Annotated in this window: 21 protein-coding genes and 1 pseudogene; 11 read left to right on the top strand and 11 right to left on the bottom strand. The window is 72.8% G+C overall.

What is annotated here, in order from left to right; genetic code table 11:
• From HF526_RS22275 to HF526_RS22255, 5 genes and pseudogenes are all read right to left on the bottom strand, one after another.
• The coding region (locus tag HF526_RS22275; RefSeq protein WP_476705400.1) for a thiolase family protein at window positions 1–205 on the bottom strand (205 nt) is incomplete at its 3' end.
• A gap of 23 nt (window positions 206–228) precedes the next feature.
• Entirely contained in the window at window positions 229–2,289 is a 2,061-nt protein-coding gene (gene lpdA / locus HF526_RS22270) for a dihydrolipoyl dehydrogenase (RefSeq protein WP_169383489.1), read from the bottom strand.
• 17 nt (window positions 2,290–2,306) lie between these two features.
• A pseudogene (aceF, locus tag HF526_RS22265) lies at window positions 2,307–3,623 on the bottom strand (dihydrolipoyllysine-residue acetyltransferase); the annotation flags it as partial.
• 78 nt (window positions 3,624–3,701) lie between these two features.
• Window positions 3,702–6,380 (bottom strand): pyruvate dehydrogenase (acetyl-transferring), homodimeric type, encoded by a 2,679-nt coding sequence (gene aceE, locus HF526_RS22260; protein WP_169383487.1) that lies wholly within the window; start codon window positions 6,378–6,380, stop codon window positions 3,702–3,704.
• A gap of 466 nt (window positions 6,381–6,846) precedes the next feature.
• The gene (locus HF526_RS22255) at window positions 6,847–7,563 is read right to left on the bottom strand and encodes an FCD domain-containing protein (RefSeq protein ID WP_169383486.1); all 717 of its coding nucleotides are present in this window, start codon (window positions 7,561–7,563) and stop codon (window positions 6,847–6,849) included.
• Between the two features lie 187 nt (window positions 7,564–7,750).
• Here HF526_RS22255 and HF526_RS22250 point away from each other — a divergent pair, with 187 nt between their 5' ends.
• From HF526_RS22250 to HF526_RS22240, 3 genes are all read left to right on the top strand, one after another.
• Window positions 7,751–8,965, top strand: a complete 1,215-nt coding sequence (locus HF526_RS22250; protein ID WP_169383485.1) for an acyl-CoA dehydrogenase family protein — start codon at window positions 7,751–7,753, stop codon at window positions 8,963–8,965.
• A gap of 81 nt (window positions 8,966–9,046) precedes the next feature.
• On the top strand, window positions 9,047–9,892 hold the full coding sequence (locus tag HF526_RS22245; protein WP_169383484.1) for a fumarylacetoacetate hydrolase family protein: 846 nt from the start codon (window positions 9,047–9,049) through the stop codon (window positions 9,890–9,892).
• Between the two features lie 36 nt (window positions 9,893–9,928).
• The gene (locus HF526_RS22240; protein ID WP_169383483.1) at window positions 9,929–10,864 is read left to right on the top strand and encodes a VOC family protein; all 936 of its coding nucleotides are present in this window, start codon (window positions 9,929–9,931) and stop codon (window positions 10,862–10,864) included.
• A 225-nt stretch (window positions 10,865–11,089) separates the two neighbouring features.
• Here the strand turns inward: HF526_RS22240 and HF526_RS22235 are convergent, their stop codons facing one another.
• On the bottom strand, window positions 11,090–11,818 hold the full coding sequence (locus HF526_RS22235) for a CDP-alcohol phosphatidyltransferase family protein (protein WP_169383482.1): 729 nt from the start codon (window positions 11,816–11,818) through the stop codon (window positions 11,090–11,092).
• A gap of 74 nt (window positions 11,819–11,892) precedes the next feature.
• Here HF526_RS22235 and HF526_RS22230 point away from each other — a divergent pair, with 74 nt between their 5' ends.
• From HF526_RS22230 to ribA, 7 genes are all read left to right on the top strand, one after another.
• Window positions 11,893–12,879 carry an MDR/zinc-dependent alcohol dehydrogenase-like family protein gene (locus HF526_RS22230; protein WP_169383481.1) on the top strand — a complete coding sequence of 329 codons (987 nt, stop codon included), beginning with the start codon at window positions 11,893–11,895 and terminating at the stop codon, window positions 12,877–12,879.
• 56 nt (window positions 12,880–12,935) lie between these two features.
• Window positions 12,936–13,334 carry a 6-pyruvoyl trahydropterin synthase family protein gene (locus HF526_RS34700; RefSeq protein ID WP_211177634.1) on the top strand — a complete coding sequence of 133 codons (399 nt, stop codon included), beginning with the start codon at window positions 12,936–12,938 and terminating at the stop codon, window positions 13,332–13,334.
• A 23-nt stretch (window positions 13,335–13,357) separates the two neighbouring features.
• A complete protein-coding gene (locus tag HF526_RS22225) occupies window positions 13,358–14,440 on the top strand; it encodes a glycosyltransferase family 4 protein (RefSeq protein ID WP_338051658.1) in 1,083 nt (360 codons plus the stop codon).
• The gene (locus tag HF526_RS22220; RefSeq protein ID WP_211177633.1) at window positions 14,437–15,285 is read left to right on the top strand and encodes a class I SAM-dependent methyltransferase; all 849 of its coding nucleotides are present in this window, start codon (window positions 14,437–14,439) and stop codon (window positions 15,283–15,285) included. The genes HF526_RS22225 and HF526_RS22220 overlap by 4 nt, the downstream gene beginning before the upstream one ends.
• Window positions 15,285–16,217, top strand: a complete 933-nt coding sequence (locus HF526_RS22215; protein WP_169383479.1) for a lysylphosphatidylglycerol synthase transmembrane domain-containing protein — start codon at window positions 15,285–15,287, stop codon at window positions 16,215–16,217. Before HF526_RS22220 ends, HF526_RS22215 begins: the two co-directional genes overlap by 1 nt.
• A 17-nt stretch (window positions 16,218–16,234) precedes the next feature.
• Entirely contained in the window at window positions 16,235–16,852 is a 618-nt protein-coding gene (locus HF526_RS22210) for a histidine phosphatase family protein (RefSeq protein ID WP_169383478.1), read from the top strand.
• 122 nt (window positions 16,853–16,974) lie between these two features.
• Window positions 16,975–18,288: a GTP cyclohydrolase II RibA gene (gene ribA / locus HF526_RS22205; RefSeq protein ID WP_169383477.1), complete on the top strand. Its 1,314-nt coding sequence runs from the start codon at window positions 16,975–16,977 to the stop codon at window positions 18,286–18,288.
• A 124-nt stretch (window positions 18,289–18,412) separates the two neighbouring features.
• On the opposite strand, the gene HF526_RS22200 is transcribed toward ribA, so the two are convergent.
• The 5 genes from HF526_RS22200 to galK all read right to left on the bottom strand — a co-directional run bounded on the left by HF526_RS22200 (window position 18,413) and on the right by galK (window position 25,097).
• Entirely contained in the window at window positions 18,413–19,921 is a 1,509-nt protein-coding gene (locus HF526_RS22200) for an aldehyde dehydrogenase family protein (RefSeq protein ID WP_338051657.1), read from the bottom strand.
• A 497-nt stretch (window positions 19,922–20,418) separates the two neighbouring features.
• Entirely contained in the window at window positions 20,419–21,405 is a 987-nt protein-coding gene (locus tag HF526_RS22195; RefSeq protein WP_338051656.1) for a sigma-70 family RNA polymerase sigma factor, read from the bottom strand.
• A 217-nt stretch (window positions 21,406–21,622) separates the two neighbouring features.
• On the bottom strand, window positions 21,623–22,159 hold the full coding sequence (locus HF526_RS37035) for a hypothetical protein (protein WP_169383475.1): 537 nt from the start codon (window positions 22,157–22,159) through the stop codon (window positions 21,623–21,625).
• 270 nt (window positions 22,160–22,429) lie between these two features.
• Window positions 22,430–23,332 carry a C40 family peptidase gene (locus HF526_RS22185; RefSeq protein ID WP_169383474.1) on the bottom strand — a complete coding sequence of 301 codons (903 nt, stop codon included), beginning with the start codon at window positions 23,330–23,332 and terminating at the stop codon, window positions 22,430–22,432.
• Between the two features lie 520 nt (window positions 23,333–23,852).
• Window positions 23,853–25,097, bottom strand: coding sequence for a galactokinase (gene galK / locus HF526_RS22180; protein ID WP_169383473.1), 1,245 nt, complete (start codon window positions 25,095–25,097; stop codon window positions 23,853–23,855).
• A gap of 211 nt (window positions 25,098–25,308) precedes the next feature.
• Between galK and HF526_RS22175 the strand changes: the two genes are divergently transcribed.
• The gene (locus HF526_RS22175) at window positions 25,309–25,806 is read left to right on the top strand and encodes a hypothetical protein (RefSeq protein WP_169383472.1); all 498 of its coding nucleotides are present in this window, start codon (window positions 25,309–25,311) and stop codon (window positions 25,804–25,806) included.
• The last annotated feature ends 83 nt before the right edge of the window (window positions 25,807–25,889 follow it).

Here is a 25,889-nt window from a genome sequence, read left to right as displayed (position 1 = left end):
CTTGGCGGGCGGTGATCTGGCCGGTGCCGGCTTGGATGACGTGGCCCATGATGACGTAGTCGACCTGGTGGCCGGGGATTGCGGCCCTGTCCAGTGCTGCGGCGATGGCGATGCCGCCCAGGTCGACCGCGGAGAGGTCCTTGAGCGAGCCGGCGAGTTTGCCGATCGGTGTGCGTGCGGCGCCGACGATGACTGATCCTGGCATGGGATCACTTCCCTGACGTGGAGTTACTTCTTCTTGGGCAGGTAGAGATCGGTGAGCGTGCCCTCGAAGGCCTCCGCGGCCATGCCGATGGTCTCCGAGAGGGTGGGATGCGGGTGCACGGTCAGGCCGATGTCGGCCGCGTCGGCACCCATCTCGATCGCCAGCGTCGCCTCGGCGATCAGGTCGCCCGCGTTCGGGCCGACGATGCCGCAGCCGATGATCCGTCCGGTGGCCTCGTCGAACAGGACCTTGGTGCTGCCCTCGTCGCGCCCCAGGGTCAGCGAGCGACCGCTGGCGGCCCAGGGGAAGACCCCCTTGCCGTACCTGATCCCGGCGGCCCTGGCCTCGTTCTCGGTGACGCCCACCCAGGCGACCTCCGGGTCGGTGTAGGCCACCGAGGGGATCACCTTCGCATCGAAGTAGCTGGTGCGGCCCGCGGCCACCTCCGCGGCGACCTTGCCCTCGTGCACCGCCTTGTGCGCGAGCATGGGCCGGCCGACGATGTCGCCGATCGCGAAGATGTGCGGCACGTTGGTGCGCTGCTGCTTGTCGACCGGGATGAAGCCGCGCTCGTCGACCAGGACCCCGGCGTTCTCGGCCCCGATCATCCGGCCTCCCGGCCGCCTGCCGACCGCCACCAGAAGCCGGTCGAACACGTCGGTCTCCGGTGCCTTCGCCCCGTCGAAGGTGACGACCAGACCGTCCCGTCGCGCTTCGACGGCAGTGACCTTGGTCGTCAGGTAGATGTTCTCGTAGCGGTTCGCGATGCGTTTGGTGAGTGGCGCGACGATGTCCTTGTCGGCGCCGGGGATCAGCTGGTCCATCAGCTCGACGACGGTGACCGCAGCGCCGAGCTCGGAGTACACCGTCGCCATCTCCAGCCCGATGATCCCGCCGCCGAGCACCAGCAACCGCTCGGGGATCCCGTCGAGCCTCAGCGCGCCGGTGGAGTCGATGACCCGCGGGTTGTCGTGCGGGACGAACGGCAGCGTGATCGGCTCGGAGCCGGCGGCGATGATCGCCTGGTCGAAGCTGACGGTCGTCACGGCGCCGTCGTCGCCGGTGACCTGAAGCTGGTTCATCGACAGGAACCGCCCGGTTCCACGCATGGTCGTGACCGTGCGCTGCCGGGCCAGTCCGGCCAGCCCGCCGGTCAGCCGTGCGACCACGCCGTCCTTCCAGCTGCGCAGCCGGTCGATGTCGATCGTCGGCGCGAGGAACGACACGCCGTGCTCGGCCATCTCCCTGGTCTCGGCGATGACCTTGGCGGCGTGCAGCAGTGCCTTGGACGGGATGCAGCCGACGTTCAGGCAGACCCCGCCCAGGGTCGCCGACCGGTCGACCAGGACCACGGAGCGGCCCAGGTCGGCGGCCCGGAAGGCCGCGGTGTACCCGCCGGGCCCGGCACCGAGCACGAGGACCTCGGCGTGGACATCGCCGCGTTCGGTGGCCGGCGGCCGGGGAGCCGGGGCGGCCGTGACGGCCGCGGGCGGCCGGGCGGCCGCGGCCGCCTCGTCCTCGGTCTGCAGGTGCAGGATGACGTGGCCCTGCGACACCGTGTCCCCGACGCCGACGGCGAGTCCGGTGACGGTGCCGGCCGCCGGGGACGGCACGTCCATGGTGGCCTTGTCGGACTCCAGGGTGACGAGCGGATCCTCGGCCGCGACCCGGTCGCCCACGGCCACGTGCACCTCGATCACCGGGACGTCGGCGAAGCCTCCGATGTCGGGCACCGTGACCTCGATGCGCTCGTAGACCCCACTCGGCGAGCCGTAGTCCGCCGGCCCGGCGGGCGCCGGGGCGGCGTCCTCCCGGACCCGCTCCTTCGGTGGCGTCCCCGGGGCGCCCGCCGCGTCCACCACCATGATCACGGTGCCCGCGCAGACCCGGTCCTCCAGGCCGACCCGCAGTTCGGTGACCGTCCCGGCGACCGGCGCGGGCACGTCCATGGTCGCCTTGTCCGACTCCAGGGTGAGCAGCGGATCGTCGACCGCCACCACGCTGCCGGGCGCGACATGGATCTCGATCACCGCTACGTCGGCGAAGTCGCCGATGTCGGGGACCTGGATCTCCAGGGTGGGCATGGCTGGCTCCGGTGTCGTCAGAGGAGGAGACGGCGGTCGTCTTCGAGCAGGTGGCACAGGTGCCGGGCGAACCGGGCGGCGAGTGCCCCGTCGATGACGCGGTGGTCGTAGGACAGCGAGATCGGCAGCATCAGCCGCGGCTGGAACGCACTGCCGTCCCACACCGGCGTCACCCGCGAGCGGACGACGCCGAGGATGGCGACCTCGGGGGCGTTGACGATCGGGGTGAAGCCGGTCCCGCCGATCCCACCCAGACTGGAGATGGTGAACGTGCCCCCGGCCATGTCGGTGGGCGAGAGCTTCCCGTCGCGGGCCTTCGCCGAGAGCGTGCCGAACTCCCGGGACAGCTCGACGATCCCCTTGCGGTCGGCGTCGCGGACCACCGGCACGACCAGCCCGTCCGGAGTGTCCACCGCGATGCCGATGTTGTAGTACTCCTTGAGGATCAGGGCGTCCTGCTCCGGGGACAGTGAGCTGTTGAACTCCGGGAACTTCTTCAACGCCGACACCGCGGCCTTGACCAGGAAGGCGAGCAGGGTGACCCGGTAGGGACCGCCGTCCGTGGCGGCCTTCGCCGCGGTGTCCAAGTCCTTGCGGTAGCGCTCGAGGTCGGTGATGTCGGCCTCGTCGTCGTGCGTCACGTGCGGGACGTTGAGCCAGGAGCGGTGCAGAAGCGGCCCGGACAGTTTCTTGATCCGCGACAGCGGCCGGGTCGTGACGGTGCCGAACTGGGCGAAGTCCTGCGCGGGGATCTCGGGGATCCCGGTGCCCGCGGGGACGGCGGCGGCCGGGGCGGCGGCGGGCCCGCGCACGTGGCCGAGCAGGTCGTCCTTGGTGATCCGCCCCTTCGGGCCGGTGCCGGTCACGGCGGCGAGGTCGATCCCGAACTCCCGGGCCATCCGGCGCACGCTCGGCCCGGCGTGGACGCCGAGGGCCTCCGGCGGTGAGGGCGCCGCGGCGGTCGCCGGCACCGGGGCGCCGGGGGCAGCGGGCACCGTCGTCACCGCGGGGGCCGGGGCCGCGGGCTGCGGCACCTGCTGCTCGACCAGCGACGGGGGCGGCGTCAGCGCCCCCTCGCCCGGCGCGAGCAGCAGGATCGGGGTGCCCTCGCTCACCTCGTCGCCGACCTTGACCAGCACGTCGACCACCGCTCCGGCGGCCGGCGCGGGCACGTCCATGGTCGCCTTGTCCGACTCCAGGGTGACGAGGGGATCCTCGGGGTCGACCCGGTCGCCCGGGTTGACGTGAACCTCGATGACGGGTACCTCGCTGAAGCCACCGATGTCGGGGACCTTGACCTCGGTCGCGTCTGCCATGTTCGTTCCCCTCTGCGCCGCGTCCCTGCTTGTCGTCGAGCTCCGTCACGGGGGGTCCACCGCGTCCGGAGGGCGGATGGTCGGTGGCCGCGCGGTTCAGGCGTGCGCGGGTTCGGGCTTGTCGGGGTCGATGCCGTAGCGCGCGATGGCGTCGGCGACCCCGGCCGCCGGGGCCACGCCGTCCTGCGCCAGCGCGGACAGTGCCGCCACGACGACGTGGTGCCGGTCGATCTCGAAGTGCCGGCGCAGCGCGCGCCGGTAGTCGGAGCGGCCGAAGCCGTCGGTGCCCAGCACCGCGTAGCGGTGCGGTATGTACGGCCGGATCTGCTCGGCGAAGGCGCGCTGGTAGTCGGTGGCGGCGACGACCGGGCCCTCCGGGCGTCCGGCCAGGCACTGCTCGACGTAGCTGCGCCGCCGCTGCGCGCCGGGGTGCAGCATGTTCCAGCGCTCGGTGGCGATCCCGTCGCGGCCCAGTTCGGTGAAGCTGGGGGTGCTCCAGACGTCCGCGGCCACGCCGAAGTCCTGTTCGAGCAGGTCGGCGGCGGCGATCACCTCGCGCAGGATCGTCCCGCTGCCCAGCAACTGCACCCGCGGCGCCGCCGCCTCTCCCCGGCCCTTCCGGGCGGCCTGCCCCTCGCGGAACAGGTACATCCCGCGGATGATGCCCTCCTCGGCGCCCTCGGGCATCGGCGGATGGCAGTAGTTCTCGTTCATGACGGTGAGGTAGTAGAAGACGTCCTCCTGTTCGGTGTACATCCGCCGCAGCCCGTCGGCGATGATCACCGCGAGCTCGTAGCCGAAGGTGGGGTCGTAGGAAACGCAGTTGGGGATGGTCGCCGCGAGCAGGTGGTTGTGCCCGTCCTCGTGCTGCAGGCCCTCCCCGTTGAGCGTGGTGCGCCCGGCCGTGCCGCCGAGCAGGAAGCCGCGAGCGCGCGAGTCCCCGGCCGCCCAGACCAGGTCCCCGACGCGCTGGAACCCGAACATCGAGTAGTAGATGTAGAACGGGATCATCGGGGTGTCGGAGGTGCTGTAGGCGGTCGCCGCGGCGATCCAGGACGACATCGCCCCCGGCTCGTTGATGCCCTCCTGCAGCAGTTGGCCGTGGCGATCCTCCTTGTAGTACATGAGCTGGTTGGCGTCCTCGGGCTGGTAGAGCTGCCCGACCTGGGAGAAGATGCCGAACTGGCGGAACAGGCCCTCCATGCCGAACGTGCGGGACTCGTCGGGCACGATCGGCACCACCCGGTTGCCGATCTTCTTGTCCCGAAGCAGCGTGGTGAGGATCCGGACGAACGCCATCGTCGTGGAGATCTCGCGCTCCCCGGTGCCCTTCAACTGGGCGTCGAAGGCGGCCAGCCCGGGAACCGGCAGCGGCTGCGACGACCGGCGCCGGCGCGCCGGCAGGTACCCACCCAGCGCCGCTCGGTGTTCCCGCAGGTAGGCGAGTTCCTTGCTGCCCTCGGGCAGGCGCAGGAACGGCACCTCGGCGACCTGGTCGTCCGGGATGTCGAGACCGAAGCGATCCCGGAAGGCGCGCAGCACGTCGACACCCATCTTCTTCTGCTGGTGGGTGATGTTCTGGCCCTCACCGGCCTCGCCCATGCCGTAGCCCTTGACCGTCTTGGCCAGGATCACGGTCGGCTGGTCGGTGTGCGCAACGGCGGTGGCGTAGGCGGCGTAGACCTTCTGCGGGTCGTGCCCGCCGCGGGTCAGCGCCCAGATGTCGTCGTCGGACATGTCCGAGACGAGATCGAGCAGCTCGGGGTAGCGGCCGAAGAAGTGCTGCCGGACATAGGCGCCGTTCTTGGACTTGAAGTCCTGGTACTCGCCGTCGACGCATTCCTCCATCCGCTTGAGCAGCAGCCCGGACTTGTCGGCGGCGATCAGCGGGTCCCAGTTGGAACCCCAGATCACCTTGATCACGTTCCAGCCGGCCCCGCGGAAGTCCCCTTCCAGCTCCTGAATGATCTTGCCGTTGCCACGGACCGGGCCGTCGAGGCGCTGCAGGTTGCAGTTCACCACGAAGATCAGGTTGTCCAGTTTCTCCCGGCCGGCCAGCGAGAGCGCCCCGAGTGATTCGGGTTCGTCCATCTCGCCGTCGCCGACGAACGCCCACACCCGCCGCGGCGCGGTGTCGGCCAGGCCCCGTGCGTGCAGGTATTTCAGGAACCGGGCCTGGTAGATCGCCGTCAACGGGCCCAGCCCCATCGACACCGTGGGGAACTGCCAGAACTCCGGCATCAGCCACGGGTGCGGGTAGGAGGAGAGCCCGTTGCCACCCACCTCCTGGCGGAAGTTCAGCAACTGCTCCTCGGTCAACCGGCCCTCGAGGAACGCCCGTGCGTAGATTCCGGGCGAACAGTGCCCCTGGATGAACACCAGGTCCCCGCCGTGGGTCTGGGTCGGGGCGTGCCAGAAGTGCTCGAAGCCCACGTCGTAGAGCGTCGCCGCGGACTGGAAGCTCGCGATGTGCCCGCCCAGCTCCGAGGACTCCTTGTTCGCGCGCAGCACGATCGCCACGGCGTTCCAGCGGATCATCGAGCGGATGCGGTGCTCGATCTCCCGATCACCGGGCTGGACCGGTTCGCGCCCCGGCGGGATCGTGTTGATGTACGGGGTGGACCCCGAATAGGGGGCCGGCGCGCCCACCCGGCGGGCCTCGCGCATCAGCGCGTCGAGCAGGAACGTGGCCCTTTCGGTGCCGTCGAACTCCACCACGGAATCCAGGGCGTCCAACCACTCGCGGGTCTCCAGCGGGTCCAGGTCCTCGAGCATCGGTGCTCTCCTGACTCCTGACGACATCCCGTGGGACCAGCCCGAGCGGTTGGGCTAACACGTTGCGGCCCTGTCCCTGCGAGCCGGCGCGCGGACATGCGGATGTGGCCGGCGACCAGATCCCTCGTCGTTGCGGAAGTCCTCCGGCTCGAAGCCCCGCCGGTCGACAAGGGCCGTGCTGGTCGCGCGGTTGCAGGCTCCCAGACCTGCAGACATGCGGCAATGGCGGGATGCAACTCGCGGACACGACTTCCGGACCGTTGGCCCGTCAGTACGCGCGCGCTGGTCCGTTCGCGACAGCCGCGCGGCGGGTACGTGCAACCGATGACGGCGTCAGGGCCGCGGTGCAGCGACCGATGAACGATGTCGTATCGGCATCGGTACCCGCGGCGAAGACATCGTGGGTCTGCTCGCCGGCGAGGTGGATGCCCTCGGGTATGGCCGGCGTCGCGCAGCGCTGCCGTGCTCAGCCGCCTGCGGCCTCGTCGCCGGTCTCGTCGTCGGTCTCGTCGTCGAGGTCGGAACCGGCCTCGAGCAGCACCCGCGCGGTGTGCTCGATGTGCTCGGCGAGTGCTGCGACGGCTGCGTCGGCGTCGTGGGCGAGCACGGCGTCGAGCATGCGCCGGTGTTCGCCCGCGACGTCGCGGTGCCCGTGCCCCAGCGGCACCGACCACCGGCGGTAGAGCTCGGCGGAGTCGCGCAGCGACTGCGCCACGGCCAGCAGCCGGGGGTTCGGGCAGCCGGAGAGCAAGGCCAGGTGGTAGGCGCTGTGCGCGGCGGCCCATTCCTCGGTGACCCGGTCGGGATCATCCTCGGCCATCTGCGGGGTGCGCTCGAGCCGGTGGTGCGCGGCCAGGACCTGGGACTCCCAGTCGACGCCGCCGTGCTCGACGGCCTGGCGCAGCACGAGGGTCTCGATCGCGCGGCGTGCCTCGGTCAGGTGCGCAAGATCGACGGTCGACACCGGCGTGACGCGGGAGCCGTGCTGGGGCTCGGACTCCACCAGTCCCTCGGCGGTCAGCCGGGACAGTGCCTCGCGGACCACGCCCATGCTCGCGCCGTACCGCGTGGAGAGCTCCGCGAACGGCAGCCGGGTCCCGGGCCGCTGCCGTCCGGCGAGGATGTCGGCCCGCAACCGGAGGTAGACCTGCTCGGCGCGGGTGGGGGCACTGCTCCGGGTCACGGGTCGAAGTCAAGCAGTTTCGACCGACGGCCACAATGTCGAAAACGTCTTGACATGTCGATGACCGAGCGGGAACAGTGTCGTCCACGCCACACCGGATGACCGGCAGCGACTCGCCCGGTCCGACGAGAGGGCGCCGACGACCGACCACGACCGACCACGGACCGGCGCCCCGTCAGGAGAACGCATGAGCATCATCCTCGATCGCCCGAGCGCGACCGATGTCGATCGTGAACTGCGCGCGGACCTCGTCGGCCGGGCCACCAAGCTCGTGCCGCTGCTGGCGGCGAACGCCCAGCGCAGCGAGGACGACCGCCGCGTCGTCGAGGAGAACATCACCGCGATCGAGGAGGCGGGGCTGTTCTCGATCATGCGGCCCAAGCGCTTCGGCGGCCTGGAGGTCGACTTCCGGACCAAGCTGGAGGTCTCCCGGGAACTGGCGCGCGGCTGCGGATCGACGTCGTGGGTGACCACCCTGATGAACGTCTGTGCGTGGTTCACCGGGTTGTTCGGCGAGCAGGCGCAGCAGGACGTGTGGGGTGAGCACCCGGGCAACCGGGTGGCCGGGGTGCTGGCGCCGACCGCGCAGGCCCGCGCCGTCGACGGCGGGTACGTGGTCACCGGCAAGTGGGGCTGGGCCAGCGGGTCCGCGCACTCGCAGTGGGCGCTGGTCGGCATCCCGATCCTCGGGGCCGACGGCGAAGTGGCCGACCAGAAGCTGGTGCTGGTCCCGATGTCGGACCTGACCATCGAGGACACCTGGTTCGTCGCCGGGATGAAGGGCACCGCGTCCAACACCCTGGTCGCCGACGAGATCTTCGTTCCCGAGCACCGCTGCATCTCGGTGGTCACGGCGATCCAGGGCGAGGTCGCCACCCCGTTCACCGGGGAGACGCTCTACCGCTCGGCGTTCGTGCCGGTCGCCGCGCTGGTCCTGGCCGGCCCGCAGCTCGGGCTGGCGCAGGCCGCGCTGGACCTGGTGATCGAGAAGGCGCCGAAGCGCTCGATCTCCTACACCTTCTACGGCACACAGACCGAGGCGCCCACCGTGCAGCTCGCCCTGGCGAAGGCGGCGTCGTTGATCGACAGCGCGCACCTGCACGCCTACCGGGCCGCCGCCGAGATCGACGACGCCGCGCACCGGGGGGTCTACCCGGACTACGACGCCCGCGCGCTGGTCCGGATGGACACCGGCGCGGCCGTGACCTACGCCCGCGAGGCCATCCGCACGCTGATGTCCGCGCACGGCGCATCGAGTTTCGCGGAGTCCAGCCCGCTGCAGCGGATCTGGCGCGACAGCGAGACCGCGAGCCGGCATGCGGTGGTCAACCCCGAGATCAGTACCGAGGTCTACGGCACCTCGCTGCTCGGCATCCGGGGGAGCGTCACCGCCCTCGTGTGAGGCCGGCCCGCCAGGGGCGGCCCGGCGCCCCTCGAAGACCTGCAACCAGTTCCCCGTCGTGTAGCTGGAGGAGATGTCCCGATGCGAATCGGAAAGCTGTCCGGTCGGCTGGCCCTGTTCACCGACGCAGGTGCCGTCGATGTGGAGAAGGCGTCCGGTGGGCGCTTCGGCGCGGACCCGCAGGCCGTCTACGGGCGGTGGGACGAGTTCGTCGCCTGGGCGGCGGGGGCAGACCTGTCCGGTGCGGCGCCGTTCGACGCCGCGGATCTCGGCGCCCCCACCCCGGCGCCGTCCCAGGTGTTCGCGATCGGGCTGAACTACCGCGAGCACGCCGCGGAGTCGAACTTCGCGGTGCCGGACACCCTGCCGCCGGTGTTCACGAAGTTCCGCACCGCGCTGTCGGGCCCGCAGACCACCGTCGTGCTCCCGCCCGGCGGGAACACCGACTGGGAGGTCGAACTCGTGGTGGTCATCGGCCGGCGGGCCGAGCACGTCGCGGCCGCGGACGCCTGGGCCTGTGTCGCCGGGCTGACCGTCGGGCAGGACCTCTCCGAGCGCCGCTCCCAGCTGGCCGGTCCGGCACCGCAGTTCAGCCTGGGCAAGTCCTTCCCGGGCTTCGCCCCGCTCGGGCCGTGGGTGGTCACCCTCGACGAGTTCGCCGACCCCGACGACCTCGAACTGGGCTGCGCCATCAACGGCGAGCAGGTGCAGAAGGGGCGCACCTCGCAGATGGTGTTCGGGGTGCCGGCGCTGATCGAGAAGCTCTCCGCCGTGACGCCGCTGCTGCCCGGCGACATCATCTTCACCGGCACCCCGGCCGGGGTCGGCCAGGGTCGCAACCCGAAGCGGTTCCTGCAGCCCGGCGAGGAACTCGTGAGCTACGTGGCCGGGATCGGCGAGCTGCGCCAGCGGTTCGTCCAGGCCTAGAACGACCCGACCGGCACTCGACGAAGAGGCAGGATCATGGGACTGCATCGGCTCTCCTCGGTGGTCATCGGCGTACCCGACGTCGTCGAGACCGCCCGGTACTACACCGACTTCGGACTCACCCCGACCGGCGGCGGCGACGGTTCGGCGGGTTTCGCCACCGTCGACGGCGGCGAGCAGCTGCGGCTGGTCGAGTCGCCGCTGCGGCGGCTGGTCGAGATCACCATCGGGGCCGACGACGCCGACGACCTCGACCGGGTCGCCGCCGGGCTCACCGGCCTGGGGCTGGAGGCCCACCGGGGGCCGGCCAGCGTCACCGGTGTCGAGCCTGTCTCCGGGGTCCGCGCCACCGTGCGCATCGCGTCGCGGCTGGACCAGCCGACCCTGCCCCCGACCCCCTACAACGAGGTCGGGCGCGTCGAGCGGGTCAACTCCCGCGCGCCCGGGGTGGAGCGGTCCGGGCCGGTCAGGCCGCGCAAGCTCGGGCACGTCGTCATGGGCACCACCGACCTCGCGACGACCGAGCGGTTCTTCCTGGAGGGCATCGGCCTCAAGCTGTCGGACCGCATCGCCGGCGCCGGGGCGTTCATGCGCTGCTCCACCGACCACCACAACGTGCTCGCGCTGAACGCGCCGGTGTCGTTCCTGCACCACACCTCCTGGCAGGTGGAGGACATCGACGAGATCGGCCGCGGCGCGATGGCCATGCTCGAGGACGACCCGCGGCGCCATGTCTGGGGCTTGGGCCGCCACCACGCCGGGTCGAACTTCTTCTGGTACCTCAAGGACCCGGCCGGCAACTTCTCCGAGTACTACTCCGACATGGACAGCATCATCGACGATCAGCTCTGGACCCCGGAGTCGTTCGAGGGCGCCAGGGGGTTGTTCAGTTGGGGGCCGCCCCCGCCGCCGTCGTTCATCCACCCCGAGGACCTCGCGGCACTGATGACCGGTGCGCACGCCCCGTCCTGACGGGAGGACGGCCATGACCGACGACGCCGTCGCGGCGCAGATCCGGACGGCCGAGGACGACGGCTGGGCCCTGGTGGCCCAGCAGCCCACGCCGCTGCCGGAGTGATCGCCGGGGCGGCGGTGACGCCGACCTCCTCGATCTCGGCGGACCCGGCCGGGCGCAGCAGACATCCCGGGGACGGTCGTTCGTCTTCTGCTCGGCTCAGGACTGTGATGGTGCCCTGTTCACGGCAAGGCCCTGTCGGACACGCGCCGCCGGCGCCACAGCCACGCCGCGTCACGGCCGAAGGACCAGGTGAGCAGCGCCAGCGCCGTCGAGACCAGCGTGACTGCGAGCGGACGCGCGAGGACTTCGGTCGTGGCCACCACGAGGACGATCCCCTGCAGCGCGGCCACTGCTTTGGCGGAGTACCTCGTCGGCAGGGCCGACCGCATCCACGGCATCATCCAGGCCGCCGCGACGAAGGAATAGCGCATGGCGCCGACGGCCAGCGCCCATGGGCCCAGGAGCACGGCGACGTGGACGCTCAGCATGAGGATGAGGAACGCGTCGACTTCCATGTCGAAGCGGGCGCCCAGCGCGGACGCCGTCCCGCTGCGCCGGGCGACCTGGCCGTCGACCGCGTCGAGGACCAGCGCCACCGAGGCGATGACGGCGAGGGCCGCGACGGGCGTGCCACCACTCCGGAGCCGGTCCGTGACGAGTGCGGTCACGCCGCCGACGAGCACCGCCCTCGCCAACGTGACGAGGTCGGCCGGTCCCAGTGTGTCGATCCCGGCCCGCCGGACGGCAGCGGTCAGGAGCGCCCACAGGCCCGAGCTGTACGCGATACCGGCCATCCAGCCCACCGGGCCGAGGCCGACCCCGGCCGACAGCGCGGCGAGCAGGACGACCTGGGCGCCTGCCCAGGCGGCCTGCTGCCGGCTGATCCGCGGTCGGGCTAGAGTCACCATCGAGACGTCGTATACACCTGCTCAGCACGGATCCGGCGCGGGCGGGAGTTTACAACTTTTCTCGGAGGGACGACGTGGATCGCGTCGCACGCGCCTTCTGGCTCCGCGCTCCGGGCGAGGGCGAGATCGGTCCGGTCGCCCTACCCCGACCCGGCCCGGACGACGTCGAGGTCCGCACGCTCTGCTCGGGGGTGAGCCGCGGTACCGAGACCCTCGTCTTCCGCGGAGGCGTGCCGGAGAGCCAGTTCACGGCGATGCGAGCACCCTTCCAGGACGGCGAGTTCCCCGGTCCTGTCAAGTACGGCTATCTCAACGTGGGGGTGGTCGAGCACGGGCCGGCGGAGCTGCTCGGCCGCGCCGTGTTCTGCCTCTACCCCCATCAGACCCGCTACGTCGTCCCGGCCGCCGCGGTGACGCCGATCCCCGACGGCGTGCCGCCACCACGTGCGGTGCTGGCCGGGACCGTCGAGACCGCGGTGAACGCGTTGTGGGATGCGGCCCCGCTGGTCGGCGACCGGATCGCCGTCGTCGGGGCCGGGATGGTCGGTTGCTGCGTCGCGGCGGTGCTGGGCCGCATCCCCGGGGTCAGGGTCGAACTGGTCGACGTCGATCCCGGGCGCGCGGGCGTCGCCGAGGCGCTCGGTGTCGGGTTCGCCTCACCGGAGGAGGCCGCGGGGCAGTGCGATCTGGTGGTGCACGCCAGCGCGACGGAGGAGGGGCTCGCGCGGTCCCTCGAACTGCTCGCCGACGAGGGCGAGGTCGTCGAGCTGAGCTGGTACGGCGACCGCCGGGTCCGGGTGCCGCTCGGCGAGTCCTTCCACTCCCGGCGCCTGACGGTGCGCAGCAGCCAGGTGGGTACGGTCGCGCGGGCCCGGCGCGCGCGCCGTGGCTTCGCCGAACGCCTCACGCTGGCCCTGCGCCTGCTCGCCGACCCGGTGTTCGACGTGCTGATCACCGACGAGAGCCGCTTCGAGGACCTGCCCCGGCTGATGCCCCGTCTCGCCGCCGGTGAACTCCGCGCACTGTGCGTCCGCGTCGTCTACGAGCAGGGTCGTCCATGAGCAGGGTCGTCCATGAGCAGGGATGGGCCGGGTAGCCGGCAACGGGAGGGTCGGTCTTGTTCAGCATCACGGTTCGCGATCACGTCATGATCGCCCACAGCTTCCGGGGAGAGGCCTTCGGTCCGGCGCAGCGACTGCACGGCGCGACGTACGTGGTGGACGCGACGTTCCGCCGTGCCGATCTCGACGCCGACGGCATCGTCGTCGACATCGGGCTGGCCACCCAGGAGCTCGGCGCGGTGCTGGCCGACCTCAACTACCGCAACCTCGACGACGAACCTGCCTTCGCCGGCATCAACACCTCCACGGAGTTCCTCGCCAAGGTCATCGCCGATCGGCTTGCCGAGCGAGTGCACGCGGGCGAGCTGGGCGAGGGGGCCCGCGACCTGGCCGGGATCACCGTCGTGTTGCACGAGTCGCACGTCGCCTCGGCGAGCTACGAGCGCGCTCTGTGACGACGATCGCCGCGGCGGCGGGCGTGCGCCCGGTGCACGTCGTCGTGCCGGGTGACATCGACGACGTCGCCGCGGCGAGCGGCGGCAACGCGTACGACCGCCGCGTCTGCCGAGGCTTGTCGGCCACCGGCTGGTCGGTACGCGAGCTCGCCGTTCCCGGGGCGTGGCCCCGGCCCGACTCCGCCGCCCGCGCGTCGCTGGCCCGTACCCTCGCGGCCGTGCCCGACGGCGCCGTCGTACTCCTCGACGGGCTCGTGGCCTGCGGCGTCCCGGACGTCGTCGTCCCGCAGGCGCGCCGGCTGCGGCTCGTCGTTCTGGTGCACCTGCCCCTCGGTGACGAGGCGGGGTTGGCGCCCGGGCCCGCGGCGGAGCTCGCCGCCCTCGAGCGGGAGACACTGCACGCCGCGAGCGCGGTCGTGGGCACCAGCCCGTGGGCGGCGCGCCGGCTCGTCGCGCATCATGGGCTCGGCGCCGACCGGGTTCAGGTCGCCACGCCGGGCGTCGATCCCGCGCCGCCCGCTCCCGGCACCGACGGGGCGAGCCGCCTGCTGTGCGTCGGGTCGGTCACCCCGACCAAAGGTCAGGACCTGCTCGTCGAGGCCCTCGCCGCCACCGCCGACCTGCCCTGGAGCTGTGATCTCGTCGGGCCGTTGCGCCGCGCCCCCGCGCACCTGGCCGCGGTCCGGCGCTCGATCGAGCGCCACCGGTTCAGCGAGCGGGTACGGCTCACCGGTCCGCGGACGGGCGCGCAGCTCGCCGCGGCGTTCGCCGCGGCCGACCTGCTGGTGCTGCCGTCCCGCGTCGAGTCCTACGGGATGGTCGTGGCGGAGGCGCTGGCTCGGGGGATCCCGGTGCTCGCGGCGGCCGTCGGCGGGGTGCCGGAGACCCTCGGCCACGACCCGGACGGCCGGATGCCGGGGATCGTCGTGCCACCGGCCGACGTCGCGGCACTCGCCGCAGCCCTGCGCCGCTGGTTCGGCGAGCCGGCGTTGCGGGAGGGACTGCGCCGCTCCGCCCGGAAACGGCGCGGCACGCTGGACGGGTGGGAGGTGACCACACGATGCCTGGCCGGAGTGCTGGAACGGCTGCGTGGGACGCCGGGTTGAGCGTCCCCGGATCGCCGGTGTGCGCGGCGGACTGGCTGGCGTTGCGGGAGAGCGCCGACGCCTCGGCCCGGGCGCCTGAGCTGGTCGAGGGGGTCCGCGCCCACCTGGCGGCCGGAGCCCGGGCCGGTGCTGCGTCGGTGGTCCGGGACCTCGGCTGTGGCACCGGTTCGATGGGACGCTGGCTCGCCGGAAGGCTGCCGGGCCCCCAGCTCTGGATCCTGCACGACCGCGATCCTGCGCTACTCGCGCACGCCGGCACCGGCATGCCGGGCGTGGCCGCCGACGGTGCTCCGGTCACCGCGCAGACACAGCAGGGGGACGTCACCGAGCTGCGCGCCGCGGAGCTCGCCGGGACGTCGCTGGTGACCGCATCCGCCCTGCTGGACCTGCTCACCTCCGAGGAGGTGGACGAGCTCGCCACCGCGTGCGTCGAGGCCGGGTGCGCTGCGCTGCTGACGTTGTCGGTGACCGGGCTGGTCGAACTCGCTCCTTCCGATCCGCTCGATGCCGAGTTCGCGGCCGCCTTCGACACCCATCAACGGCGATGCACGGGCGGCCGGCGGCTGCTCGGCCCGGACGCCGGCGCTGCCGCCGCCGACGCGTTCGGCCGGCGTGGCGCAGCGGTGGCGAGCCGGACCGGCTCATGGCGTCTCGGTGCTGACCAGGCCGAGCTGGCGGAGGAGTGGCTGCGAGGCTGGATCGGCGCCGCCTGCGAGCAACAGCCGGATCTCGAGCGGCGTGCGGGTGCCTACCTGCGCCGCAGGCTCGACGCCTGCACGGCCGGTGAGCTGCGGGTCGTGGTCGGCCACGTCGACGTGCTCGCGCTTGCGGCGGGTGCATCGTGATGCGGAGGCTCTGGCCGGGTGTGCGGGTGCTCGTCGGCGCCGGGGTCCTGGCCGCGCTCGTGGTGCGCCTCGGCAGCGGCGCCTTCGTCGACGGGCTGCGGGCGATCGAGACCGGGTCGGTGCTCGCCGCGCTCGGCATCGGCCTGCTGACCACGGTGTTCAGCGCGTGGCGATGGTGCCTCGTGGCGCGCGGTCTCGGCCTGCGGTTGCCGCTGGCGGTGGCGGTGGCGGACTGCTACCGAGCGCTGTTCCTCAACTCGGTGCTGCCGGCGGGTGTGCTCGGCGACGTGCACCGTGCGGTGAATCATGGCCGGCAGGCCGGCGACATCGGTCGCGGCGTCCGCGCGGTGGTGCTCGAACGGCTCGCCGGTCAGGTGGTCCTGATCGTCGCCGGGGTGGGTGTGCTGCTCGCCCAGCCGGCCCTTCTCGCGGCCACCGGCGAGTTGATCCTCGGCCGCGGAATCACTGCCGGGATGCTTGCTGTCCTCGCCGCCGTCGTCGCGCTCGGGGCCTGGGCGGTGCGCGGGCGGCGGGCGTCGCGGATCCGCAACGCGCTGCGGACGAGCCTCGCGGACGCCCGCACCGGCGTGCTCTCCCGCGACACCTTGCCGGGGGTGGTCCTGCTGTCCGTGGCCGCACTGGCCGGGTACCTCGCGCTCTTCGTCGTCGCCGCGCGGACCGCGGGATCGCAGGCCACGGTCGGCGAGCTCCTCCCGTTGCTGGTGCCGGCGCTGCTCGTGATGGGAATGCCGATCAACATCGGTGGCTGGGGGCCCCGGGAGGCCGTCACCGCCTTCGCCTTCGGTGCGGCGGGGCTCGGCGCGACGCAAGGGCTCACCACCGCCGTGGTGTACGGGGTGCTCAGCCTGATCGCCTGCCTTCCCGGCTGCGGGGTGCTGCTGCTCCGGCGTGGCGGTGGCGGGCCCGGCTGACCACTAACCTGGCGAGGGTGCTGATCCTGGTCCGGCACGGGCAGACGGCCGCCAACGCCCGCGGGTTGCTGCTCGGCCGCGCTGACCCGCCGCTGACCGAGACCGGTTGTCGCCAGGCGCGTGCCCTGGCCGCGGCCCTGCCGCGCGCGGCTCGCATCGTGTCCAGCCCGCTGATGCGCGCACGTCAAACCTCCGCCGTGCTCGCCGGCGCCGCCCCGGCCGCCGCGGACGCCGCGGGCGTGGAGGTGGACCCGCGCTGGATCGAGATGGACTACGGCGACCTGGACGGCCGGCCGGCGACCGCGCTGGGCGAACAGTCGTGGCGGATGTGGCGGCAGGACCCGGACTTCGTGCCCGCCGGCGGCGAGTCCGTCGCGGCGGTCTGTACCCGGGTGCGGCAGGCCTGCGTGGATCTGGCCGACGACGCCGCCCGCGGCGACGTCATCGTGGTCAGCCACGTCTCCCCGATCAAGGCAGCGGTCACCTGGGCGTTGGGGGTCGGCGACGAGGTGGCCTGGCGAATGTTCCTCGCCGACGCCGCGGTGTGTCGGATCGACACCGCCGGTCCGGTCCCGCTGCTGCTCGCCTTCAACGACTCGGGCCCCGTCAACGGAGACGACCGGGCGTCCCGCTGATCCGTCACCGGGCCACGGCGCGGCCTCCGAGCACGCCGTCGACCGCGTCCGCCTTGCCCGCGGCCGCGGGTCCTCGGTTTACTCGGGAGCGGTCCGCCTGAGGTCTCGGAGAGGAGCCCTGGGTGAACGGCGTGCGTGAGTTGGTCCACGTCATGCTGCCGACGCAGTTCGGTGAGTTCCAGGCGACGGCCTTCGAGGTGCACACCGGCCTGGTGTACCTGGCGCTGGCCAAGGGCGACCTGCCGGGCGGGGGCGCGGTGCTGACGAGGTTGCACTCGGAGTGCCTGACCGGGGACGCGCTCGGTTCGTTGCGCTGCGAGTGCGGTGTCCAACTCCGCCTCGCGCTGCGCCGGATCGCGGCCGAGGGGCGGGGCCTGCTGCTGTACGCCACCGGGCACGAGGGGCGCGGCGTGGGGCTGGTCAACAAGCTGCGGGCCTACGTCGAGCAGGACGATGGTGCCGACACCGTGGACGCCGACCTGCGGCTGGGACTCCCGGTCGACGGCCGCCGCTACGACGCCGCCGCCGCCGCGGTACTGCACGCGCTCGGCATCGGCGCGGTGCGGCTGCTCACGAACAACCGGGACAAGGTGCGCGGCCTTCGCGAGGCCGGGATCACGGTGGAGGGGATGGAGCCGCTGCGGACGGCGGCGCACAGCCGCAACGCCGGCTACCTCGCCACCGAGGAGCGGCGGCTCGGTCACCTCGGGACGGCGGGGGAGGAGCTGGAACCGGCGCCGTCGCCACCACCGGACGCCGTCCACCTGCTCGGTGACGTCGACCCGCCTGCCGATCGTCCCTATGTCGTCCTGAAGTACGCCCAGACCCTCGACGGGCGGATCGCGACCGCCGGCGGCGACTCGAAATGGATCAGTGGTGAGGAGGAGCGCGTCGTCTCGCACGCACTGCGGGCGGCCTGCGACGCGGTGATGGTCGGCGTGGGGACGGTGCTGCGGGACGATCCCCGGCTGACCGTCCGTCTCGTCCCCGGCGCGTCGCCGCTGCGGGTCGTCCTCGACTCCACGCTGCGGACCCCGTCGAACGCCCTGCTGCTCGACGGGGACCCGGTGACCGTCGTGCTCACCACCGACCGTGCCACCGAGCACGATCGGAAGCGACTGCGGGAGACCGGTGCGGGGATCCGGGTGCTGCCGCCGGGACCGGGCGGCGTGGACCTCGTGGCCGGGTTGCGGGTGCTGCGCGAGTGCGGTGTGCGGAGCCTGCTCGTCGAGGGGGGCGCCCGGGTGATCACCTCGTTACTGAGCGCCGGACTGGTCGACCGCGTCGTCGTCGGCACCGCCCCGAAGATCATCGGCGCCGGGACGGAGGCGGTGGGTGATCTCGGGATCACCCGGGTGGCGGAGGGGATCGCGCTGCGCAACCGGTCCGTGCACCTCACCGCGGACGACGTCGTCACCGCCTGGGACGTCTACTAGACCGGGCCCGGTCGAGCTCGCTCGCGGTGGCGGCAGCACGGGATCCGCGGACCGGACCGGATCGGCGGTCCATCACTGCTCAGCTTCAGCGAGAACCGGCAGCGGCCCCCGGGGAACGGCGTTGTCATAGCTGGTCAGCGGCCGTCCCCGCGGGCTGGAAGCCGAAGCGGCGGGGGCTGTGCTGCACGCTGATCCAGTGATCGGTGGTGAACGTCTCGATCCCCCAGTCGCCGCCGAAGCGGCCCACACCGGAGTCCTTCTCACCGCCGAAGGCGGTGTTCGGCTCGTAATTCACCGTCGTGTCGTTGATGTGGGTCATGCCCGCCTCCACCTGCCGGGCGAAACGCAGGCCGCGCTCGAAATCCTGCGTGAACACCGCGCTGCTCAGGCCGTACCGGGTCCGGTTCGCCAGTTCGAGGGCGTCGGATTCGCCGTTCGCCCGGACGATCGTGGCCACCGGCCCGAACACCTCCTCGGCGGCGGTGGGCACGTCGTTGGGGCCGGCCACCACGTGCGGCGGCAGCGTCAGCCCGGTCGGGCCGGTGGGCTCACCGGACAGGAGCAGTCGCGCTCCGGCGTCCACCGACCTCGACACCTTGTCCTGGATCGACTTGAGCTGGTCGGCGTTGATGATCGGGCCGATCCGGGTGCCCGGGTCCTTCGGGTCGCCGACCCGCAGCGCCCGGGCGCGCTCGACGAAACGCGCCACGAAATCGTCGTGCACCGCGGCGTCGACGATCACCCGGTTCGCGCGGATGCAGATCTGCCCCTGGTGCAGGTACGAGCTGAACACCGCCGTGTCCAGCGCGTGCTCCAGATCGGCGTCGTCGAGGACGACGACGGGTGCGTTGCCGCCGAGCTCGAGGTCGAGCTTCTTGATCCCCGCCTTCTCGGTGAGACCCTTCCCGACCTCGGTCGATCCGGTGAACGAGATCAGGCGGGGGATGGGATGGGTGATCAGGGGATCGCCCACGTCACGACCCCGGCCGATGATCACGCTGAGCAGCGACAGCGGCAGGCCGGCCTCCTCGTAGATCTTCGCCAGCAGCAGGCCACCGGTGACGGGGGTGTCGCTGGCCGGCTTGAGCACCACGGCGTTGCCCACCGAGAGCGCAGGCGCCACCGAGCGGTTGGACAGGTGCAGCGGGAAGTTCCAGGGGCTGATCACCGTCACCACGCCCACCGGCTGCCGGTACACCCGGTTCTCCTTGTCCGGAATGTCGGAGGACGTGATGCGACCGGCCATCCGGGACGGGTGCGAGGCGGCCTCCATCATGTCCGCCCGGGTGATGGCCCACTCCCACTCGCACTTGACCCGGGTGCTGCCGGCCTCGGCCGTCAACCAGTCGAAGATCTCCTCCCGGCGTGCGTCCATGATCTGCGCCGCGCGGAGGAACACCTGGGCCTGTTCCGAGGGCGGGGTCCGCTCCCACTGCCGCTGCGCGTCCCGTGCGTTGCGGTAGGCGCTGTCGACATCCGCTGCGTCCGCCTGCGGGATCTCGGCCAGGGTCTCCCCGCTGAAGGGGTTGGTGTCGGAAGCGGTGCTCCCGGCATTGCCGGCCCGCCACGTCCCGGCGATCGGCATGCCGTCGAAGCCCGTGTAGCGGGCCGGAGCCTGCTCGGCAGGTGCCACAGTCGCGTCCTTCCCATCACTCGGGTCCGCCGCGGTGGCTGCACGGCCGGCCGGCTGCCGTCCGAGCACGACCCGATGCGACTGTCACAGACGGGCGGGTTCCTGCCGTCGGCCCGGCGTGCCGAACCGGGCGGCCGGGGCTCGACCGCCAGGACCGGTGCCGGGCCGCCCGCGGGAGGCATCACCCCGCAGGCCCGCCATGTCTGCGTTCCTCCGGGCTCGGTGATGGCATGGGCCGGTAGCGCCCGCCGGCCTCCCGGTACGGACGCGCCGTCGCCCGCGGCGGCACCGGCCGACGCCGGGACGAGTCCAGCCCCCGGGCTGGCTGGCGGCCGGAGTGCGAACGCACGACGCAGCGGGGCGGGAAGACCGAGGCGCCGTCCCTGAGAGGCGACCGCCCACCCGGGCCGGGCGATGTGAACGGGGTGGCGATACACGCCGGACGGCCGAGCGCTCAGCCCCGCTCCCAGCTCGACGGTCCCCGTGATCGCCGGCGCCTAGTCGAGCCGCGGAGGCAGCCCGAACACCGCGAACAGGTTCGTGTCCAGGAAGTGGGTGAACCCGGCGATCCGGCCGTCCGACACCTCGATGACCTGGATCGACCACGGCTCGTGACCGCCGCCCGGGCTGGGCCGGTACTGCGCGAACGCCGGCGCCCCGTTCGCCTCGACCGGGACGAGCCGCGACCCGCGACACCCGATGCCCGGTCCGAGGAGCCACCGGGCGATGTCGTCGCGACCGCGAAGCCACATCTCGTACGGCGGCATCGACTGCACCGCGTCCTCCTGGAGCAGCGCGACGAGCGAGGAGATGTCGTAGCGCTCGAAGGCGTCGACGTAACGGGCCAGGAGCTCCTTGTCGGTGTCGTCGGTCGGGTCGGGCAGCCGGGCGGCGGCGAGGTCGCGGCCGGCCAGCGTCGAGCGGGCCCGTTGCAGTGCGCTGTTGACCGAGGCCTCCGTGGTGTCGAGGAGTTCGGCCACCTCGCTCGCCCTCCAGCACAGGACCTCGCGCAGGATCAGCACCGCGCGCTGCCGGGGCGGCAGGTACTGCAGCGCGGCGACGAACGCCAGCCGGATCGACTCCCGGGACACGGCCTGCTCGGCCGGATCGACGCCCCCCGACATGACCCGGCCGTTGGGGATCGGCTCGACCCACCTGTACTCGGGGAGCGGGGCGCCCAGGGCCGACTCGACCGGCGGCGCCGGCGACGAACCCAGGTCCATCGGGAGCGCGCGGCGCTTGCGCCCGTTCAACATGTCGATGCACACATTGGTGGCGATGCGGTAGAGCCAGGACCGCAGTGCCGACCGCCCGTCGAAGCGATCGAGGCCGCGCCACGCCCGCACGAGGGTCTCCTGCACGGCGTCATCGGTCTCGAACGCCGATCCGAGCATGCGGTAGCAGTAGCCGGCCAGCTCCACCCGGTGTCGTTCCAGTTGCGGCTCGAGCTCTGCACGCCCGGGCCCCGCCGCGCTCTCGCTCACCTGATCTGCTGCGAGCCCAGTCATCCAGGTCCACCCCTCTGCGATCCCGCGGAAGGGGCCAGCATAGGAACGGATTGCCGCAGCGCCCAACACAATTTACGCACGACTTCGGTGACCCCGCGATGTCGGTTCCGGCGATCCTCGGGTGGCGGGGCGGCCCGTCGGGCGATGGCCGGCGGGCCGCTTCGCGGTGCGGCCGCAAGCGCGCCGGCGGGCGTCACGGGCCGGGGCCGGCGCCTGCGGGGCCCGCGCGCCGGGCCGCGTGTGGAGCGAGGTCCTCGACGCTCACGCCGAGATGTCCGGCGTGATCGAGCACGCGAGTCACCGCGCGGAAGATGCCGATCAACGGGAACTCGCCCGCGTCGCGGCATTCGTCGCACATGGTCAGGCACAGCGGGCCGATGTCCGTTCCCGTCGTCACGACAGCCAGGCGTTCGGACCCGCCGCCGCAGCACTCGCATGCGGGCGCCTGAATGCACTGGGAGGTGTCGTCGACGTCGATGCCCTGCGGAGTACCCAGCTGAACGCGGGATCCCCACAGGCCCGGCGGTTCGGCCATTGCGCACAGCGCAGACACCGGGGCATCGCGGCGTCCGGGTGTGGTGCGTTGTGCGGCGGGCTGCTGCCCAGTTGCGCCACCATCGGCATCCTCGCGCCCGCCGGGCTCATCCTCCCGTGCATGATCCAGGGCTTCTCCACGGGCGGGGAGTACGGCGGAGCCGCTGACTCTGATCTTCATCGGCCAGCCCGTCATGATGGTGCTGCTGCCGTTCTCGGGGCCCTCGCCGGCCGCGTCGGCCGCAAGACCCTGTGCGGCGCCGCGACGACACGGGCGCCCCGCAGCACGGCCGGGCCGCCGAGGGGAGCGAACCGACGCCGACCGCAGCGCCCGGGCGCGGGTGAGCGTTGCCGGCGCCTCGGCGCTGCAGCGCCGGACCGGCCCGGACACCCGTCCCGGAGGCATGAACCACCGGGACGGGCACCCGTTCACGGCCCGCTCACCGAGGAGGCCGGACGTCGCAGGTCAGAGCCTGCGGGCGTTGTGGAACGGCATGTAGGCCATGTTGGAGTACCCCACGGTCTCGCCCGGTTGCGGCGCGGCGAGGATCTTCCCGTTGCCCACGTAGATGCCGACGTGCTCCACCGGGGAGTAGAAGAACACGAGGTCACCGGGCTGCAACTGGTCCTGGCTGACCGGCGTGCCCACGTTGGACTGCTCGTCCGCCGTGCGCGGCAGAGTGACGCCTGCCTGCTTGAACGCCCACTGCACCAGGCCGGAACAGTCGAAGCCGTCAGGCCCGGTCCCGCCCCAGACGTAGGGCTTGCCGATCTGGGTCAAGGCCGCCTGCAGGGCGGCCGCGCCGGCACCCCCGCCGACCGCCGCCGTGGCCGGTGTCGTCAACGACGCGGCGATGATCGTGGATCCGGCAGCGGCCTGCTTGCGGGTCTCGGCGGCCACGGCCTGCTCGTGGGCGGCTGCGGCAGCTTGCGCCCGGGCTGCGGCGGCCGCCCGCGTCTGGGCGGTGGTCATCGCGGACGACGCGGCGCCGGTCACCGCGTCGCGCACGATCGTGCCGACCTGCACCGGCTGGAAGTTCGCGGCCGTGGACAGTGCGGTCGGAGCCGCCGGTCCCTGCTGGGCCGCCAGGTAGGGGCCCGCGGCCTGGGCCTGGGGTGCAGGTCCGTCGTGTCCGAGCGGCGGGAGGTCCTGGGTGAGCGCCTGCGGCGTCACCGCCTGGGCCGATCCGGAGAGGGCCGCGACCGCGGCCGTCGCTCCCAGCAGCGTCGCCGAGACCGCCGCGCACATCGCCTTCTGGGTCCTCGCCCCTCTCCGTCCCTGCCGTGCATCGCGGTGGTCGCGGTCCTCGGGCCGGGTCGGGGCGGCGACGGGGGCGTCGGCGCGGTGTTTCGCGCGGTGTGAAGCCATGCTGAGCTGTCCTCAGCCCCTGCGAAGCGCGCACGGCGCGACCCGGACCCGAGGGTGTAGCGCCCTCGGTCACGAGGTGGTCGCACCGGCGGACCGCGCACCTGCGGCGGCTGTGGCCGCCGGAGATGCGCGCGTGCCGCGGCGTCTCCGCTCCTGCCCAGATCGTGATGGGCGCCCGGGGGAGTGTCGGTGGGCAGGATGCGAGGCACCGACCAGGCGCGCCGACCGGGCTTGGGTCCCGACCAGCACGCAAGACCGTAATCAGTTCGTGGGAGGTCTGAGCACCGTTCGGACCAGCATGTCGGTAACCGGCAGTTATGAGACTGTCACGAACGGGTGATCTAGGGGCTGGTTGCTTTGCTCTACGTCACACTGCGTCAGAAGGCGGCATTCTGTCGGCGAACGGTCGATGGTCGGCGTGTATCCGGAGCCGGGCCACCGTGTCGAGGCCGTTGGTGGCCCCCTGGGCCCCGCTTGCCGGACCGCGCGACCGGCCGCGGGCGGCAGCGAGCGCCCGGCCTTACGCCGGAGCGGCTGGCGCGTCGGACCGTCCGGCCGCCGCGGACGGCACCGCGCGCAGGAAGGACGGCGCCGCGAGAGCGCGCCGCGCGGCCGCCAGGGTGACCGCCTCCGCGACCGCGCTGACGTCGCTCCGCGTGACCAAGGCGATCGCCGACCCGCCGAAACCGCCGCCGGTCATCCGGGCGCCGAGCGCGCCCGCGCCGCGTGCCGCGTCGACGGCGCTGTCCAGCTCGGGGCAGCTGACCTCGTAGTCGTCGCGGAGGGAGGCGTGCGAGGAGTCCAGCAGCGGCGCGAGGTCGCGCACCCGGCCGTCGGCCAGCGCGTCGCCCGCGGCGGTCGCTCGCCGGATCTCGGTCACCACGTGGCGGACCCGGGCAAGCAGCACGGGGTCGGTCTCGCCGACGGCGTGCAGCCCGGCACGCGCCTGCGCGACGGACGCGACCGCCCGCAGCGTCGGGACACCCAGCAGTCGCGCAGCGTGCTCGACGGCCGCGCGGCGGCTGCGGTACCGACCGTCGACGAGCCGGTGCGGGGCGTTGGTGTTGATCACCAGGAGGTCCAGGCCGTGGGCGGGCAGGTCGAGCAGCAGCCGCCGGACCGCCCGGTCGGTGTCGTCGGAGCAGTCCAGGCGCAGGCACTGGCCGGCCCGGGCGCGCAGCGCGACCGTCTGGTCCATCCCGCCGGTGGCGGCGAGCGCGATCTCGTTCTCCGCGCGCACGCAGGCCGCCGCGATCCGTGACCGGACGGGGTCGTCCGGCTCACCCGAACCGGGGCCGTACAGGTCGGCGAGCGCGACGGCCAGCGCACACTCCAGGGCCGCCGAGCTCGAGAGCCCGGCTCCGACCGGGACGTCGGACGTGACCGCGGCGTCGACCCCGCGCCCGGCTGCGCCGGCCAGCCCGTCGCGCTGCATGGCCCACGCCACCCCGGCGAGGTAGGCCGCCCACCCGTGGGGACGTCCGGGGGCGATCTCGGCGATCCGGCCGGCCCACGGCTGTCCAGCCTGGTCCGAGACGACGTGCAGGCGCTGGTCGGAGCGAGCCCGGACCGCGACGTAGGTGCGGTGCGGTAACGCGAACGGCAGGCACACGCCGCCTGCGTAGTCGACGTGCTCGCCGATCAGGTTGACCCGGCCCGGTGCCGACCAGACGCCCTCGGCCCGGCCGCCGAAGGTCGCCGTGAACAGTCGCCGGGCTCGCTCGGCCGCCTCGACCTCGGGAGACGGGTCGTGCCAGCCCGTCATGATGCGCGGTCGGCGCCGGCCGGGGCCTGGTGCCAGGCCGCGAGGTCGCCGGACGCCGGCCGGGGGGTGGCGCGGCGCGAGGCGTTCACGGGCACATGATGTCCACACCGGCGATCAGGGGCAACAGGCCGACCGGCCCGACCGGCGCGTCCGATGTGTCCTACGGTGTCCGGGCCCGTGTCCCGTGATCGGCCCCAGGAGGCCTCTGGCGATGGCTCTGCCCCAGGTGCACACCCGCCCCGACGAACCCGGCACCCGTGATCTCCTCCGGACCACCGTCGACGCCCTCGGCGCCCTGGACGGCGCGGTCTCGCTGCACGAGATGCCCCGCCTGGCCTCCGTCGACGCGCGCCCGTTCGCGATCGGGGACCGGGGGTACGCGGTGATCGTGAGCGCCCGGGTCGGTGCGCGGGGCCGCCCGCCCGCCCGCGCCCACTTTCTGGCCGTCTGGTGGCACGCCCTCGTCGCGGGTGGGGCCGAGGTCACCGGCTGGGCCTCGCGCGGCGGCGGGTACTGCGACGTCCGGGTGCAGGCCCTGCTGGCCGGTGTCCCGGTCCAGCTGTGGGAGCACCTGCCGGTCGAGGTCGCCGATCGATGGGGCGTGCCGGACGTGCCCGGGCCCGACCTGCACCCGGAGCTGCCGGAGGGCAAACGGGAGATCACCGTCGACGAGCTCAGCATGATCGCCGCTGGGGCGACCCCGTCGTGACCGGGTCGTGCGCCGCCGCCGAGTATGAGTCGCATCCTACCCAATGTGCTCGATTAGTTACGCACGGTAGCCTCAGCTCGGGA

Source organism: Pseudonocardia acidicola, assembly GCF_012911935.1.
GTDB classification, from domain to species: domain Bacteria; phylum Actinomycetota; class Actinomycetes; order Mycobacteriales; family Pseudonocardiaceae; genus Pseudonocardia; species Pseudonocardia acidicola.
Note: the sequence above shows the minus strand (reverse complement) of the source record. Positions and strands in the feature narration are given on the sequence as shown.